This window comes from Blautia sp. TF10-30 (genome assembly GCF_003481245.1).
Classification (GTDB): Bacteria; Bacillota; Clostridia; order Lachnospirales; family Lachnospiraceae; genus Fusicatenibacter; species Fusicatenibacter saccharivorans.
The window spans coordinates 323,619-338,374 of record NZ_QUKM01000001.1; the positions used below are offsets into that span (position 1 = coordinate 323,619).

Genomic DNA, 14,756 nt, shown 5'->3' on the forward strand with positions numbered 1-14,756 from the left:
AACGACTTATTATTTTACCAGCTCTTTCACTTTCGCTGCTTTACCAACACGGTCTCTTAAGTAGTTCAGTTTCGCACGTCTTACTTTACCACGTCTGATAACTTCTACTTTCTCAACGTTCGGAGAGTGTACCGGCCATGTTTTCTCAACGCCTACGCCGTTAGAGCTCTTACGAACAGTGAAGGTCTCTTTGCTTCCGCCGCCCTGTCTTTTCAGGACAACGCCTTCGAATACCTGGATACGCTCGCGGTTACCCTCTTTGATTTTACCGTAAACTTTAACGGTATCACCAACGCGGAACTCCGGTGCTTCTGCTTTTAACTGTGCATCTTCGATTTTCTTAATAATGTCGTTCATTTCTTTATCTCCTTTTTTTACCCTGGATGTTCTTAATGCCTTTTTGCAACAGCGGACCATCTCTTTACTCACAACAAAATATATTATACTATAATGCATCCGCAGATGCAAGTATTTTTTTCACTTTCCATTCGCCGCTGTACAGCAGACTGCGAAGCGCGAAAGAAAACCGCTGCAGGCCGTCCGCGGACGGTATGCCGGTAAGCCGTGCGACCAGACGGAAACCGTTTTTTTCCAGCTGCTCTTCGAGTTTTTCTTCCTCTTCCGAGAATCCGTCCGGGCACAAAAACACCAGCGGTGTTTCTTTTCCGGCAAAGCTGCGGATATACTCGCTCTTTGCTTTCATACCCTCCTCAAGCGTTCCCGGAAGCTGCAGAATCAGCAGATCATGGTCATCAAACAGATTTTTCTGTTTCCGGATCTTCTTTCGTCCGAGATCAAGGCTTACACCATAGCGTGTCATGCCTGCCAAAAGATCGTGCGCCCAGGCAGACGATTCCTCTTTTTCATTGCATGCGCAGGAAATCTGGAATGCATTTTCCAGAAGGTCCGGCCGCCGCTCGGCTGTCCGCACCAGAGAGGCCTCATGGCGCCATGCTTCGATCTTTTTGTGGTCACCGGAAAGAAGCACCTCCGGAACTTTTTTCTCGTGCCATGTCTCCGGTCTTGTGTAATGCGGATACTCAAGCAAGTTGTCCTGCAGTGACTCAAACTGCGAAGATTCCTCGTTGCTTAAGACACCCGGCACAAACCGCGATACCGCATCCACCAGCACCATTGCACCGAGTTCTCCGCCTGTTAAAACATAATCCCCGATCGAGATATAGTCCGTTACCACTTCCTGCAGTACGCGGTCATCGATGCCCTCATAGTGGCCGCAGAGCAGCACAAGATCGTCCTCAAGCGCCAGCTCTTCCACCATCGTCTGGTTCAGTACTTTTCCCTGCGGTGTCAGATAGACCGTGCGCGGCTTTTTCCCGATCTTTTCGGCTACCGACTGGTAGGCGCGGAACACCGGCTCCGCCTCCATGACCATGCCCGCACCGCCGCCGTACGGGTAATCGTCCACGCGGTTGAATTTATTTGCTGAAAAATCCCGGATATTCGTCGTCTCGAGGGAAATATAGCCGTTGTTGATGGCTCTTCCGAGGATGCTGGTGTGCAGCCCCTGCTCGATCATCTCGGGAAACAGCGTCAGAATATGATATTTCATCGTTCTTTACTCTCTTTATCAGTCAATCAGGCCCGGAAGAAGGTGAATCGTCATCTTCTGCTCATCCAGGTCCACATCCAGAATGCAGTCATGGATCGCCGGAATCAGAACCTCTCCGTGCTCTTTCGAATCTACAATATAGACGTCGTTCGCACCGGTCTCCATCACATCGCGGAGCGTGCCGAACAGTTCGCCGTCCTCGGTGTACATCTGCATTCCCTGCAGGTCTGCGATATAGTATTCGTCCTCTTCCAGCGGAATGGCATCCTCTCTCGTCACATAGAGGCTGCAGCCTTTATACCGTTCGATATCGTTGATGTTGTCAATTCCTTTGAATTTTACAATGGCAAGCTGTTTGAAAAAACGCACGCCAGTTACATGGAGTTCTTTTTTTTCTTTTCCTGTATCGAGAAAAACGCGGTCCAGAGAAAGAAAACGCTCCGGATCTGTCGTCGGGTATACCTTTACCTCACCGCGTACGCCGTGGGTTGTGGTAATTACGCCAATCTGCAAATATTCTTCCATTCAAAAACCCTTTCCAACCAGTTCTACTGTGTATTGCGACTTGAGAAACACGCTTTGCGAGTTTCTCAAGTTATCGCGGCAGTCGCCAAGGTCCCGTGCAAGCACGGACTTTGTCTCGTTGCCCGCGTAAAGAAAGGAACCGGCAACAACTGTCGGTTCCTTTTCCTATCTTTTACTTACTGTAAAATTTCTACGACAACTTTTCTGTCGCTCTTTGAGGAAGCTGCTTTTACAACCGTACGGATTGCTTTCGCAATGCGTCCCTGACGTCCGATGACTTTTCCCATATCTGACGGATCTACTTTGAGTTCCAGCAGAAGGTCATCACCGCTGACGGTTTCTGTCACAACTACCTCAGATGGATGATCAACCAGAGATTTTGCAATTACTTCGATAAGTTCTTTCATTACAAGATACCCCCGTATGAATTATTTCTCGATACCAGCCTGTTTTAAGAGTTTGGCAACGATTTCGGTCGGCTGTGCGCCGTTAGCCAGCCATTTTTTAGCAGCCTCCTCGTTGAAGCTGATTGCGCTCGGCTCGCGGTTCGGATCGTAAGTTCCGATCTCCTCGATGAAACGTCCGTCTCTTGGGGATCTGGAATCTGCTACAACGATTCTATAAAAAGGAGCTTTCTTCTGTCCCATTCTTCTTAATCTCATTTTTACTGCCATTTTTCTTTACCTCCATTGTAAATTCATGTATTTATTTATATTTTTTCTTTTATGCTAAAAGGGAAGTTTGAATCCTCCTCTTTTACCACCCTTACCGACCATTCCGGTCATCTGTTTCATCATTTTTCTTGACTGTTCAAACTGTTTGATGAAACGGTTTACCTCCGCAATATCAACCCCGGCGCCCTTTGCAATTCTCTGCTTTCTGGACGGGTTGATCAGATCCGGATTTTCTCTTTCTTTCGGCGTCATGGAAAGCACGATGGCTTCCTTTCTCGCCATATCTTTTTCATCCACCATGCTCTCGAGGTCCTGGCCTTTCATCTTCGCGCCGACGCCCGGAAGCATATTCAGGATGCTGGAGATGCCGCCCATATTGCGCATCTGCTCCATGGAATCCAGATAATCGTTGAAGTCGAACTGTGCCTTCTTCATCTTCTGCTCCATGGCTTTTGCTTTCTCTTCGTCGATGTTCGCCTGCGCTTTTTCAATCAGGCTCATCACATCGCCCATGCCGAGGATACGGGACGCCATACGGTCCGGATAAAACTGCTCCAGATCCGAAAGCTTTTCGCCCATGCCGACATAGAGAATCGGTTTGCCGGAAACTGCACGGATCGAAAGTGCCGCACCGCCTCTGGTATCACCATCTAATTTTGTAAGCACTACACCGTCGATGCCGACTTTATTGCTGAACATCTCGGCCACATTGACTGCGTCCTGTCCGGTCATAGCGTCTACTACCAAAAGGGTCTGATCCACAGGAACAGCCGCTTTGATATCCTGTAACTCCTGCATCATCTCTTCATCGATGTGCAGACGGCCTGCGGTATCCAGAATCAATACGTTAAAGCCGTTTGTCTTTGCATGCACCAGCGCTGCCTTTGCGATATCCACCGGACGGTTTTTATCTCCCATGGCGAACACTTCCACGCCCTGCTTTTCTCCGTTGACCTGCAGCTGTTTGATCGCTGCCGGGCGGTATACGTCGCAGGCTGCAAGGAGAGGTTTTCTTCCCTTGGCTTTTAACTTTCCTGCAATCTTTGCGGTTGTGGTTGTTTTACCGGCTCCCTGAAGACCTGCCATCATAATAATGGTAACTTCACTCGCCGGACGCAGTGCGATTTCCGTTGTCTCGGAGCCCATCAGCTTAACCAGCTCGTCATTTACGATTTTAATGACCATCTGTCCCGGATTCAGTCCGTTCATGACGTCCTGTCCGACTGCCTGCTCCTGTACGGATTTGATAAACTGTTTTACTACTTTGAAGCTGACATCCGCCTCGAGAAGTGCCATTTTTACTTCCTTCAGCGCAGTCTTTACATCCGCCTCAGTCAGGCGGCCCTTGCTTCTGAGATTTTTGAAAACATTCTGGAGTTTCTCGGTTAAACTTTCAAATGCCATGCTCAAAGCTCCTCTAATATATCCGATGCAATTGCTGCAATCCGCTGCATCACATCTTCTTTCGGGGTATCACCGGATGGGTCTGTCAGCTTTCGGATCTCGTTTACATTCTCCCGGATCTGCACAAAGCGTTGTACCAGATGAAGCTTTTCTTCATACTCTTCCAGTGTCTTGTTGCAGCGTCTGACCAGATCGTGAACTCCCTGGCGGGAAATGCCCCGCGCTGCCGCAACCTCGCTCAGGGAAAAATCGTTGAGCACCACGTCCTCGTATACCTGACGCTGATGTTCAGTCAGAAGTTCGCCGTAAAAATCATACAGTAATGTCTGTTCCAATATTTTTTCCATTGCGATCACCTTGGTTATCATACACGAAATGATGCTGGGTGTCAAGTATTTTTTCTTGACAGTTTTAAAATTTTTCTGATCCGTTTCAAAAGCCGCACAAAGGGCGCATCTTCCGCGTTTTTTCTCAGAAAACACGCCCCTTATAAAGACTTTTGTATACCTACTGCAGCTCCGCAATCCTCGTCACAGCCACATAAATCGACTGAATTTTGTACCACGTCGGATAATCCACAATGCCGGAAACCGGCAGGCCGAACAGCCGCTGGAACGCTTCGACGGCGTCCTGCGTCTCTTCATCGAAATAGCCATTTTCATAGACCGTCGGAATCGATGAATACACCTCCGCAATCACGTTCAGCTGCTCCTGCATCTGCAGTACCTTGTTCCCGGACGAGCCGATGGTGAGGTCATACCCCGGCCAGGAGGACGGGATGCCGGAAATCTCCTCCGCCGTGTTGATATACATATTGTCTCCATAATAATTGCGGAGAATCTGAATCGTTGAATACCCTTGGTCCGCCAGGTTTTTGGACCCCCACTGGCTCATCCAGTTCGGGCAGCTCACACGGTTTCCGTCACAGTACTGCGTCAGAATCGGCTGTTTCACATTCGGGCGCGACAGGTAATCAGCAAAAATTTCATCGACCACAAGGGAAATGCTGTCGAAAATATTCCTGCCGTAAATCCATTTGTGATCGTAGGCCGTCGACGAAGTGATCGTAAAATCGTATCCCTTGTTGCGGTACCATTCTGTATAGACACGGTTCAGCGTAAATGACATGATTGCGAGGATATTCGCCCGGATCGCCGCATCCGGCCATGTTGCATAGATTTCCGAGCACGCCACGTTTTTGATGTAGTCGCGGTACCGCACATAATAGTCGCGTGCCGTGCTGTCGGTCGGCGCTCCGTCGTGGACGATGATATACTCCGGGATCACGACGCGGGACAGCACAATCTCACCGCTCTCCCTCGTCGGCTTGATCTCACTTTCCGGAATTTTCGCCGGATATTCGCCGAACAACGTATGGTCCGGGATCGTCACATCCGCAAACGCTGCGCCCTCTGCCAGTTTGAGGTCCACCTGCTGGACGGACTGTTCTCCTGAAAGAAGCTCGGAGCCCGTCACTTCAACCAGTTCATACCCTTCCGCCTCCACTTTCACCGTATATTCGGAATACGGCTGATTCACATTCGGTTCCAGACTGTACTCGAGCGGCGGCGTCGCCAGATCCAGCGTCTCCGTTCTGCCGTCCCCGTCGGTAATCAGCTCCTCGATCACATTCTGCGGATCTCCCGTATACGAAACCGTCACCCGCGCCCCGGAAACAGGCCGCGCCTGGATTCTTGTATTTACCCGGATTTCCAGCCGCCCGCGGTCAGTCATTTCCTGCTGCATACGCAAATTTTTCATAAAAAAGCCCCATATCCTGCACTCCTTTTATGGTATGCAGAATATGAGGCTTTGTTGCTTTTCATTTTTCGATTTACAGGATCCGCTGGACGTCGTGGATCATGACGTAGACCATCAACGCCATCAGAAGCACCAGGCCCGCGAAGTGAACCATACCCTCCAGGTCTCGCCGGATTGGTTTTCTGCGGATGGCTTCTATGATCAGAAAGACAAGCCGTCCGCCGTCGAGTGCCGGGAGCGGCAGCAGGTTCATGACGCCAAGGTTTGATGACAGCAGAATCACCATGTTCAGCATCGTCATCACCGTAACCAGAACGCCCTGCGATTTTACATCATCATAGGCGGTTCCGATCGCATCCACCACGCCGACCGGGCCGGAAAGATCGTTCACAGAATACTGTCCGGTGATCAGCATACTGACACTGTCAATGACGGTGCGCACCCAGTATTTGATCTCCAGCACGCTGTATTTCAGCACGCCGATCGGGGACTGTTTCTCCCGGAGCTGATACGAAAACTGTACATTCGCATACGTATTTTCAACCGGTGTCACCGTAATCTCTTTCGTCTTTCCGCTGTGCTCATACTCCAGCGTCACAGCGCTTCCATCGAAAGGATGCTCTGTCTGGTAAGCAGTAAAATCTGCCACACAGGTGATCGGCGCTCCGTTGATCGATACGAGCAGGTCGCCCGCGACAACACCCGCAGCGGCAAGCGGCATATTCTGCTGCACATACGTGAATTCCATGCCGCGGTCACAGTCATCGTAGTTAAAGCCCATCATATACCGCGTTGTCACCGTCGGTTCATATGTGATCGTTTTCTTTTCCCCGTCGGCCTTTTTAACCTCCAGCGTAATCTCATCCGTCGGCACACCCCGTACCGTCATCACAGAGTTCAGCTCTTTTCCGATGGAAATATGTCTTCCTTCATAGGAAGTGATGATATCTCCCGCTTCCAGGCCTGCCTCTGCCTCCGGCGAACCGTCTGCCACTTCTGTGACGCGCGCCGGGGAACTTCCCGCGTAACTGATCACAAAGATTGCGCAGAAAAATGCCAGAATCATGTTGAACACCGGTCCCGCCGCAACGACGGAAATTCTTGCCCACACGGATTTGCTGTTAAAGGTTCCTTCCCCCTCCTCTTCACCGTCCTCGCCGAGCATCTGGCACGCACCGCCGAAAGGCAGAAGTTTTAAGGAATAGACCGTTCCTCCTTTTTCTGTCTTTACCACCGTCGGGCCAAAGCCGATCGAAAATTCCGTCACGGTAATACCATTCGCTTTCGCCAAAAGAAAATGCCCCAGCTCATGGATAATGACGGTGATTCCGAAAATGAGTACGGCTATCAGGATTTTTACAATCATGCTGTCTTATTCTCCCATCTTATATCTGTTCGCAATCCATTCATACGTCTCCTGCTCCGCCGCGAGAATCTGCTCCAGCGTCGGATCGGCAATCGTTTTGTGTGCTTCCATTGCACCGGCGATCACGTCGTAAATCTCGAGGAAACGGATCTTCTTCGCGAGGAACAGTGCAACGGCGCGTTCATTTGCCGCATTGAAGACCGTCGGCATGGAGCCGCCCGTCCGGGACGCCTGCATTGCCATCGGAAGGCCGAGGAAGGTATCCATATTCGGTTCTTCAAACGTGATCTGTGTCAGCGCCGCAAAGTCGAGGCGGTCGCCTGCAAGGAAGCGGCGCTCCGGGTAATACAGTGCGTACTGGATCGGCAGTTTCATATCCGGTGTGCCAAGCTGTGCCATGACAGCGCCGTCTTTAAATTCTACCATGGAATGGATAATGCTCTTTGGCTGTACCACAACCTGGATGTGGTCGAGATCAACACCGAACAGCCATTTTGCTTCCATGACTTCCAGTCCTTTGTTAACGAGTGTCGCGGAATCAATCGTGATCTTGTGCCCCATCGACCAGTTCGGATGACGGAGCGCCTGCTCTACCGTTACGTTTTCGAGCTCCGCTCTTGTTTTTCCGCGGAACGGACCGCCGGATGCAGTAATCAGAAGTTTTTCAATTTCTTTTCTGTTTTCCCCGTGCAGGCACTGGAAAATCGCCGAGTGCTCACTGTCCACCGGAAGGATCTGCACACCGCATTCCTCTGCCAGCGGCATAATAATGTGTCCCGCCGTTACCAGTGTCTCTTTGTTTGCCAGTGCAATGTCTTTTCCTGCCTTCATCGCCGCAACCGTCGGGCGAATGCCGATCATGCCGACGATCGCTGTCACAAGGATTTCGCTCTCCGGCATCGTGGCAAGCTCGATCATGCCGTCCATGCCGCTGCCGATTTTTACAGGAAGATCCTTCACTCTGTCACGGAGTTCTGCCGCTTTCGCCTCATCGCCGACTGCCGCAAACTTCGGATGAAATTCCCGGATCTGCTGCTCGAGCAGTGTAATATTACTTCCGGCGCTGATGCCGACCACCTCAAGATCGCCGTTGGCACGCACGACATCGAGGGTCTGGGTTCCGATCGAACCGGTTGAACCAAGAATTGCTATTTTCTTCATATTCCAGTTTCTCCCATCTGCTTCCCGTTTATGCTGTAGGGGAAGCTTTTTTAATGAATCAGAAGCACCGACAGGAAATAGATGATCGGTGCGGTAAAGATCACGCTGTCGAAGCGGTCAAGAATACCGCCGTGGCCCGGAATCAGCTTTCCGTAATCCTTGATGCCCTGATTTCGTTTGATTGCGGATGCCGCAAGGTCTCCGACCATGGAGATCAGCGCGCCGACACCGCAGATGATGGCGTATTCCACCATGCCGCCCTTTGTCGCAGCCGCATAGATGATGCCGAGCAGAATCGCTCCGACGACACCGCCGACAGCTCCTTCTACGGATTTTTTCGGGCTTAAAACCGGCGCCATTTTATGTTTTCCAAAGAGTACGCCGACACAGTATGCACACGTATCGCAGCCCCAGGAGCACAGGAAAATCAGCCATACATGGAATTTTCCGCCGTCCAGCATACGGGTCTGATATACATAGGAAAGCATTACGCCGACATAGACAATCGCAAAGAACGCCGGCATCACCTGATTGGCGTTGTATTTCGGATAAGTAAATACGTATACTGCCATCAGAAGCACGAGATCCAGGATCAGCGCGAGCATCTGGTACATCGGGTCATGAAGCAGCAGGGACAGATAGAAAATCACAACGCCCGCATAGCCCGTAATTTCCAACAGATTCCATTTATCTTCTCTTACCTTCATCACGCGGAACAGCTCTCCTGCACCGATCAGCGACAGGCACAGAACCGTCATATAGAGCACGGTTCCGCCGCTGCAGATCGTAAGCAGCGCCACAAGGACGAGCACGATGCCGCTTAACAGTCTTGTCTTAAACATCTTTTTTATTCCTCCTTCACGCCGCCGTAACGCCGGTCTCTGTTATTATATTGTTCGATGGCTTTTCTCAATTCCTCTTCGTGGAAATCCGGCCACGGAACCTCGGTAAAGTAAAATTCCGTGTAGGCAAGCTGCCACATCAGGTAGTTGGAAAGGCGCTGCTCGCCGCTTGTACGGATCAGAAGATCTGGATCCGGGATTCCGGCGGTGTCGAGGTAGCTCTCAAAACACTGCTCCGTCAGTTTTCCGTTCTCATCAAACGCATTCTCTGCGAGAGTTCCGTCTTTCACATCCTCGATCATGCGGGTCATGCCGCGCAGAATCTCATCGCGGGAACCGTAGTTCATTGCGATCTGGAAGTACATGTGATCGTAATCTTTGGAGCACTCCTCCAGTTCATGAATGCTGTCCTGAATATCCTGCGGGAATGCGCTCGGATCTCCGATGATTTTGACGCGCATCTGATTTTTATGTGCTTTTTTGATGCATCGTTTCAGATACTGGCGGAACAGCTTTAAGAGGCCCTCCACCTCGGCGCGGGAGCGTTTCCAGTTCTCGGTTGAGAACGCATAGACGGTCAGATATTTGACACCCATGTCTTTGATCACGTCACACATTTTTTCCAGATTGTCGCATCCGACGATATGGCCGTAGCCGCGCGGCATATTGCGTTTTTTCGCCCATCTGCCGTTTCCGTCCAGGATGATGGCGATGTGATTCGGCACTTTTAATTCATTATCCATACTTTTTTCCTCCGTAAACGATAACAGGCTGCCTGCAAATGACAGGCAGCCCCTCGTTTTCTTTGTATTACACGGTCATAATTTCTTTGGATTTTACGTCCACCATCTGATCTACTTCTTTGATGTATTTGTCTGTTAATTTCTGGGTCTGCTCCTCGAGCTCTTTGATTTCGTCCTCGGAAACGTCCTCTTTGGCAAGTTTCTTGAACGCATCATTGGCATCGCGGCGGATGTTGCGGATGGCTACCTTTGCGCCCTCTGCTTTTTTCTTTACCTCTTTTACCAGCTCTTTACGACGGTCCTCGGTAAGCTCCGGGAATACCAGACGGATGACTCTTCCGTCATCGGACGGGTTGATGCCAAGGTCAGACATCATGATCGCTTTTTCGATCTCTTTTACCAGGGATGCTTCCCACGGCTGGATCTGGATCATACGTGCTTCCGGAACAGAGATGTTTGCCACCTGCTGCAGCGGAGTCGGTGTTCCATAGTAATCTACAGTAATGCGGTCCAGTACGTGCGGGTTTGCACGGCCTGCGCGGATGGTTCCGAATTCGGAATCGAGGCTTGCAATGGATTTGCCCATTTTTACCTCAAACGGTTTTACTCTCTCGTCGATCTGATTTGCCATATTAAATTTGTCCTCCTGCTATCTCTTATACGGTCACAGTTCTGCGAACTGTGACATTCGCAGCTCTCATTTAAAGTTTTGCTTCGCAAAAGGAGAGCTGCTCACACCTGAATCATTTTCTTACGCAGTAAAACAGCAAGTGTTTTACTGCTGAATTTTTATTAATTATACCGTCACTCTTGTGCCGTTGATTTTTCCGTTTGCAGCATTTACAATGCTGTTCTCTTCATTTAAACCAAATACCAGCATCGGCATTTTGTTTTCCTTGCAAAGGATGGATGCGGTCATATCTACCACTTTCAGATCCTTTTCAATGACTTCCTGAATGGAAATCTCGTCAAATTTCTTTGCATCCGGGTTTGTTTTCGGATCGCTGTCGTAGACACCGTCTACTGCTTTTGCAAGCAGAATCTCGTCTGCCTCGATCTCGATCGCGCGAAGTACGGTTGCCGTATCGGTTGAGAAATATGGATGGCCTGTACCGCCGGCAAAGAATACAACCATGTTGTGCTGGAAATATTTGTTTGCACGGTCTTTGGAAAATCCTTTTGTGAACTCTCCGCATGGGAATGGAGTCAGAACTGCGGTCATCATTCCCTGGGAACGGAAGATTTCTGATACATAGATACAGTTCATAACGGTTGCCAGCATACCGATCTGGTCTGCTTTGGTACGGTCGATATTTTCGGAACTGCGTCCTCTCCAGAAGTTTCCTCCTCCGATTACGATGCCGACTTCAATCCCCTGGTCTACCAGAGTTTTTACCTGTTTTGCCACTTTTGTGACGGTCGGCTCGTCAAAACCGGTGTGTTTCTCTCCTGCAAGAGCTTCTCCGCTCAATTTCAGTAATACTCGTCGTTTCATCTTGCATCCTCGTTCCTTTATGATATTTTTTCACAAATGTCTTGCATTTATGAAATGATTATACCATCTGTTCCCAAAAACGACAAGGGCAAAATTCGTTTGTGTTCCGCAGATCGTCTGCCGCTGCGAGAATCCGTCTCCACTGCAGATATTCCATCATTCCATCGGCGTCCGGTGCAGATACGCTTTGAAAATCCGCTGACATTCCCGTGGAGAGAGGTGAACGCTTGCGGCGGCTTCTGCGAACCGACGGCCTGGATCATCTGCTGTGTGGTAATCTGTATTTTTACATTCACCATTCGAAAAGAATTCCGCGATACGGCGGCATAAAAACCATAAAAAATCTCTGTCGGAAGTTCAGACTCCTGACAGAGATTTTTTATAGATTCATTTTAGATCTGCGCTACGACAAAGATATCATAAATTGCTTTGATTGCTGTTTCAAAGTCGCGGTTTTCAACGCCAATGATGATGTTGAGCTCGCTGGAACCCTGATCGATCATCTTGACATTAACGTGTGCATGCGCAAGTGCAGAGAAAATCCTTCCGGCTGTGCCTCTCGTTCTTCTCATACCGCGTCCTACAACAGCAATCAGCGCCAGATCGGATTCAAGATCAATAGAATCCGGCTGTACGGCACGATGCAGTCCTGCGATAACCTGCTGTTCTTTTGCTGCAAACTCACTCTGATGAACAAATACCGTCATGGTATCGATGCCGGACGGCATATGCTCAAAGGAAAGATTGTTATCCTCAAAGACGCCAAGTACTTTTCTGCCAAAGCCGATCTCGGTATTCATCATGCTCTTCTCAATCGTGATGGATGCGAAGCCTTTCTTTCCTGCGATACCGGTGATTGTAAATTTCGGTTTACTGCAGGTATTCTCCACGATCATGGTTCCCGGATCCTGTGGTGCGTTGGTGTTCAGCACGTGGATCGGGATTCCCTCCTGACGGAGTGGGAAGATGGAGTCCTCATGAAGGACGGTAGCTCCCATGTAGGAAAGCTCACGCAGCTCACGATAGGTAATGGTGGAAATGACTTCCGGATCCTTGACGATACGCGGATCGGTTACCAGGAAACCGGAAACATCGGTCCAGTTCTCGTAGATGTCAGCGTGTACGGCCTTTGCCACGATGGAACCAGTGATATCGGATCCGCCGCGGGAGAAGGTTTTTACGCTTCCGTCCGGTTTTGCGCCGTAGAATCCAGGAACGACTGCGTTATCCAGATCTTTTAAACGCTCGGAGAGCACTTCGTCAGTCTTGTCTGCAAGGAAGTTTCCGTTCTCGTCGAAGCAGATCACTTCTGCAGAATCAATATACGTATATCCCAGATAATTTGCCATCACGATACCGTTCAGGTACTCTCCGCGGGATGCGGCGTAGTCCTCTCCGGCTGCTGCGGCAAAGTTTTCTGCGATTTTTTCAAATTCCGGGGAAAGATCCAGGCTGAGGTTCAGACCGTCGATGATCTCCTGATATCTCGCTTTGATGTTCTGCAGTTTCTTCTTGAAATCTCTTCCGGCAACTGCAGTGCGATAGCAGTCATACAGCATATCGGTTACTTTCGTATCAGCAGAATTTCGTTTTCCAGGAGCGGAAGGTACCACGTATCTTCTTCCCTCATCTGCGCGGATGATGTCTCCGACCTTCTTAAACTGCTCTGCGCTTGCGAGGGAGCTGCCGCCGAATTTTACTACTTTCTTCATAATAATCTCTCCTTGCGTTCTTTTCGGATATCTTTCGAAATCTCGTTTTTCAGCCCGTCACTTTAACGTTAGAAAGCTGTTACGTACTAGATTAGAACAAAATCCCGTATGCGTCAAGAACTTTTTTGGCTGATTCATTCATTCCACAGATAAATTTCCGGTTTTTTCTCCATTTTATAGGAGAATGTCTCTCCAAGCCCGTAAACCGCCTGGCTTAATACGTACTCGCCGTTGTTTGCATAAATTTCGATCATATTCGGATCCACGAAAATCTCAAGAAGATCGCCCTCTTTTAACTGCGGCGTCTCGGCATGAAGCCATCCTTTTGCACCGGATGGATAGACATCCGTGCGGTCTGCGCAGACTTTTCCGCTCTGCCGCCAGATCTTATAGCCGCCGATTTCCAGGCTTTCACCCTCTTTTAATTCGGCGCGGATCATGGCACACTCTCCGCATGCCGAAACGAGGGAATCCGTCTTTTTGCAGAATCCGTCGCGGATGGCAGGCAGAACACGGAAGTAAATATGATCGTTCTGTACATCCACCACACGCGGCAGGCAGAACATGCCTTGCCATATACCATCTACCGGTTCCGGCATCCGAAGCCATGCGATGGAAATCCGGTTTCCGTCCGCATCCGTCATGGTCTGCGGTGCATAGAGGTCACCGCCGCAGTCCAGAAGCTGCCAGTTCTCCGGAAATTTCATTGTGCAGGTTTTTTCATCAAACTCAGGCAGCATACAGATCGCCCGATCCGCATAGCCGTCGGTGCCCTCGATCAGTTCCATCGGGGAGAATACAAAGACGCTGCGTCCGTTTACGTTAAAGAGATCCGGGCACTCCCACATCCAGCCGAGCTTCTGTTTCGTCGTCGCCTGTCCGGCCAGATGCCAGTGGGAAAGATCCTCACTCTTATAGAATAATGCCTCGCCCTTGTGATCCTTCGTCGTGCTTCCAAGCACCATATACCATGCGTCGCTTCCCTTCCAGACTTTCGGGTCACGCGTGTGCGTATTGTCGCCGATTTCCGGATTGGTGAGTGCCGGGATAACAACCTCCTTATCCCCGAAGACATCAAAATGCATGCCGTCCTTCGAAGTAAGGTGAAGCTGCGCCGAGGTAAAATCCTGATCAAGGCACTGATGAATATCCTTCGGATTTACCTGATTATAGTGAACACCCGTGTAAAAGAGATGCATCACGCCGTTCTCTTCTACTGCGCTTCCGGAAAAGCAGCCGTTCTGGTCCTCGGAAAGACTCGGGAACAGGGCAACGCCGACATGCTCCCAGTGAATCAGATCCGGACTCACCGCATGGCCCCAGTGCATGGTGCCCCAGCGCGGCGCGTACGGAAAATGCTGATAAAAAAGATGATACTGTCCCTTATAATAAATCATGCCGTTCGGGTCATTCACCCAGTTGCCCGGCGCTTTTACGTGTAATCTGTTTTTCATGTGTTTGATTTCCTTTCTGTCTCTTTCTTGTTGTCTCTGATAAGAAAAG

At 49.9% G+C, this 14,756-nt stretch carries 16 protein-coding genes; all 16 read right to left on the reverse strand.

Annotated features, from left to right (window positions below):
* Window positions 1-9 precede the first annotated feature (9 nt).
* Window positions 10-357 carry a 50S ribosomal protein L19 gene (gene rplS / locus DXD02_RS01475; RefSeq protein WP_022461510.1) on the reverse strand — a complete coding sequence of 116 codons (348 nt, stop codon included), beginning with the start codon at window positions 355-357 and terminating at the stop codon, window positions 10-12.
* An 88-nt stretch (window positions 358-445) separates the two neighbouring features.
* A complete protein-coding gene (gene trmD / locus DXD02_RS01480; RefSeq protein ID WP_117760368.1) occupies window positions 446-1,570 on the reverse strand; it encodes a tRNA (guanosine(37)-N1)-methyltransferase TrmD in 1,125 nt (374 codons plus the stop codon).
* Window positions 1,571-1,588: 18 nt separating this feature from the next.
* On the reverse strand, window positions 1,589-2,095 hold the full coding sequence (gene rimM / locus DXD02_RS01485) for a ribosome maturation factor RimM (RefSeq protein ID WP_022461508.1): 507 nt from the start codon (window positions 2,093-2,095) through the stop codon (window positions 1,589-1,591).
* 176 nt (window positions 2,096-2,271) lie between these two features.
* Window positions 2,272-2,502 carry a KH domain-containing protein gene (locus DXD02_RS01490; protein ID WP_022461507.1) on the reverse strand — a complete coding sequence of 77 codons (231 nt, stop codon included), beginning with the start codon at window positions 2,500-2,502 and terminating at the stop codon, window positions 2,272-2,274.
* Window positions 2,503-2,523: 21 nt separating this feature from the next.
* Window positions 2,524-2,769: a 30S ribosomal protein S16 gene (gene rpsP / locus DXD02_RS01495; protein ID WP_022461506.1), complete on the reverse strand. Its 246-nt coding sequence runs from the start codon at window positions 2,767-2,769 to the stop codon at window positions 2,524-2,526.
* Window positions 2,770-2,823: 54 nt separating this feature from the next.
* On the reverse strand, window positions 2,824-4,173 hold the full coding sequence (gene ffh, locus DXD02_RS01500; protein ID WP_117509057.1) for a signal recognition particle protein: 1,350 nt from the start codon (window positions 4,171-4,173) through the stop codon (window positions 2,824-2,826).
* Between the two features lie 2 nt (window positions 4,174-4,175).
* The gene (gene ylxM, locus DXD02_RS01505) at window positions 4,176-4,520 is read right to left on the reverse strand and encodes a YlxM family DNA-binding protein (protein WP_330377042.1); all 345 of its coding nucleotides are present in this window, start codon (window positions 4,518-4,520) and stop codon (window positions 4,176-4,178) included.
* 160 nt (window positions 4,521-4,680) lie between these two features.
* On the reverse strand, window positions 4,681-5,934 hold the full coding sequence (locus tag DXD02_RS01510; RefSeq protein WP_117509058.1) for a peptidoglycan-binding protein: 1,254 nt from the start codon (window positions 5,932-5,934) through the stop codon (window positions 4,681-4,683).
* 73 nt (window positions 5,935-6,007) lie between these two features.
* Window positions 6,008-7,300 (reverse strand): RIP metalloprotease RseP, encoded by a 1,293-nt coding sequence (rseP, locus tag DXD02_RS01515; protein WP_022461502.1) that lies wholly within the window; start codon window positions 7,298-7,300, stop codon window positions 6,008-6,010.
* A gap of 6 nt (window positions 7,301-7,306) precedes the next feature.
* The gene (locus DXD02_RS01520) at window positions 7,307-8,461 is read right to left on the reverse strand and encodes a 1-deoxy-D-xylulose-5-phosphate reductoisomerase (protein ID WP_117760369.1); all 1,155 of its coding nucleotides are present in this window, start codon (window positions 8,459-8,461) and stop codon (window positions 7,307-7,309) included.
* A gap of 50 nt (window positions 8,462-8,511) precedes the next feature.
* Window positions 8,512-9,303, reverse strand: a complete 792-nt coding sequence (locus tag DXD02_RS01525) for a phosphatidate cytidylyltransferase (protein WP_022461500.1) — start codon at window positions 9,301-9,303, stop codon at window positions 8,512-8,514.
* A 5-nt stretch (window positions 9,304-9,308) separates the two neighbouring features.
* Window positions 9,309-10,046 carry a polyprenyl diphosphate synthase gene (uppS, locus tag DXD02_RS01530; protein WP_118639900.1) on the reverse strand — a complete coding sequence of 246 codons (738 nt, stop codon included), beginning with the start codon at window positions 10,044-10,046 and terminating at the stop codon, window positions 9,309-9,311.
* 67 nt (window positions 10,047-10,113) lie between these two features.
* A complete protein-coding gene (gene frr, locus DXD02_RS01535; protein WP_373141022.1) occupies window positions 10,114-10,632 on the reverse strand; it encodes a ribosome recycling factor in 519 nt (172 codons plus the stop codon).
* A 210-nt stretch (window positions 10,633-10,842) separates the two neighbouring features.
* Entirely contained in the window at window positions 10,843-11,541 is a 699-nt protein-coding gene (gene pyrH, locus DXD02_RS01540) for a UMP kinase (protein WP_022461497.1), read from the reverse strand.
* A gap of 392 nt (window positions 11,542-11,933) precedes the next feature.
* A complete protein-coding gene (locus tag DXD02_RS01550; RefSeq protein WP_117509063.1) occupies window positions 11,934-13,253 on the reverse strand; it encodes an aspartate kinase in 1,320 nt (439 codons plus the stop codon).
* Between the two features lie 134 nt (window positions 13,254-13,387).
* Window positions 13,388-14,707 (reverse strand): glycoside hydrolase family 32 protein, encoded by a 1,320-nt coding sequence (locus DXD02_RS01555; RefSeq protein ID WP_118659182.1) that lies wholly within the window; start codon window positions 14,705-14,707, stop codon window positions 13,388-13,390.
* Between the last annotated feature and the right edge of the window lie 49 nt (window positions 14,708-14,756).

Bases quoted from the DNA above. Each gene is read 5' to 3' on its own strand.
- rplS (WP_022461510.1), bottom strand. From the start codon at position 357: ATGAACGACATTATTAAGAAAATCGAAGATGCACAGTTAAAAGCAGAA.
- trmD (WP_117760368.1), bottom strand. From the start codon at position 1,570: ATGAAATATCATATTCTGACGCTGTTTCCCGAGATGATCGAGCAGGGG.
- rimM (WP_022461508.1), bottom strand. From the start codon at position 2,095: ATGGAAGAATATTTGCAGATTGGCGTAATTACCACAACCCACGGCGTA.
- DXD02_RS01490 (WP_022461507.1), bottom strand. From the start codon at position 2,502: ATGAAAGAACTTATCGAAGTAATTGCAAAATCTCTGGTTGATCATCCA.
- rpsP (WP_022461506.1), bottom strand. From the start codon at position 2,769: ATGGCAGTAAAAATGAGATTAAGAAGAATGGGACAGAAGAAAGCTCCT.
- ffh (WP_117509057.1), bottom strand. From the start codon at position 4,173: ATGGCATTTGAAAGTTTAACCGAGAAACTCCAGAATGTTTTCAAAAAT.
- ylxM (WP_330377042.1), bottom strand. From the start codon at position 4,520: ATGGAAAAAATATTGGAACAGACATTACTGTATGATTTTTACGGCGAA.
- DXD02_RS01510 (WP_117509058.1), bottom strand. From the start codon at position 5,934: ATGAAAAATTTGCGTATGCAGCAGGAAATGACTGACCGCGGGCGGCTG.
- rseP (WP_022461502.1), bottom strand. From the start codon at position 7,300: ATGATTGTAAAAATCCTGATAGCCGTACTCATTTTCGGAATCACCGTC.
- DXD02_RS01520 (WP_117760369.1), bottom strand. From the start codon at position 8,461: ATGAAGAAAATAGCAATTCTTGGTTCAACCGGTTCGATCGGAACCCAG.
- DXD02_RS01525 (WP_022461500.1), bottom strand. From the start codon at position 9,303: ATGTTTAAGACAAGACTGTTAAGCGGCATCGTGCTCGTCCTTGTGGCG.
- uppS (WP_118639900.1), bottom strand. From the start codon at position 10,046: ATGGATAATGAATTAAAAGTGCCGAATCACATCGCCATCATCCTGGAC.
- frr (WP_373141022.1), bottom strand. From the start codon at position 10,632: ATGGGCAAATCCATTGCAAGCCTCGATTCCGAATTCGGAACCATCCGC.
- pyrH (WP_022461497.1), bottom strand. From the start codon at position 11,541: ATGAAACGACGAGTATTACTGAAATTGAGCGGAGAAGCTCTTGCAGGA.
- DXD02_RS01550 (WP_117509063.1), bottom strand. From the start codon at position 13,253: ATGAAGAAAGTAGTAAAATTCGGCGGCAGCTCCCTCGCAAGCGCAGAG.
- DXD02_RS01555 (WP_118659182.1), bottom strand. From the start codon at position 14,707: ATGAAAAACAGATTACACGTAAAAGCGCCGGGCAACTGGGTGAATGAC.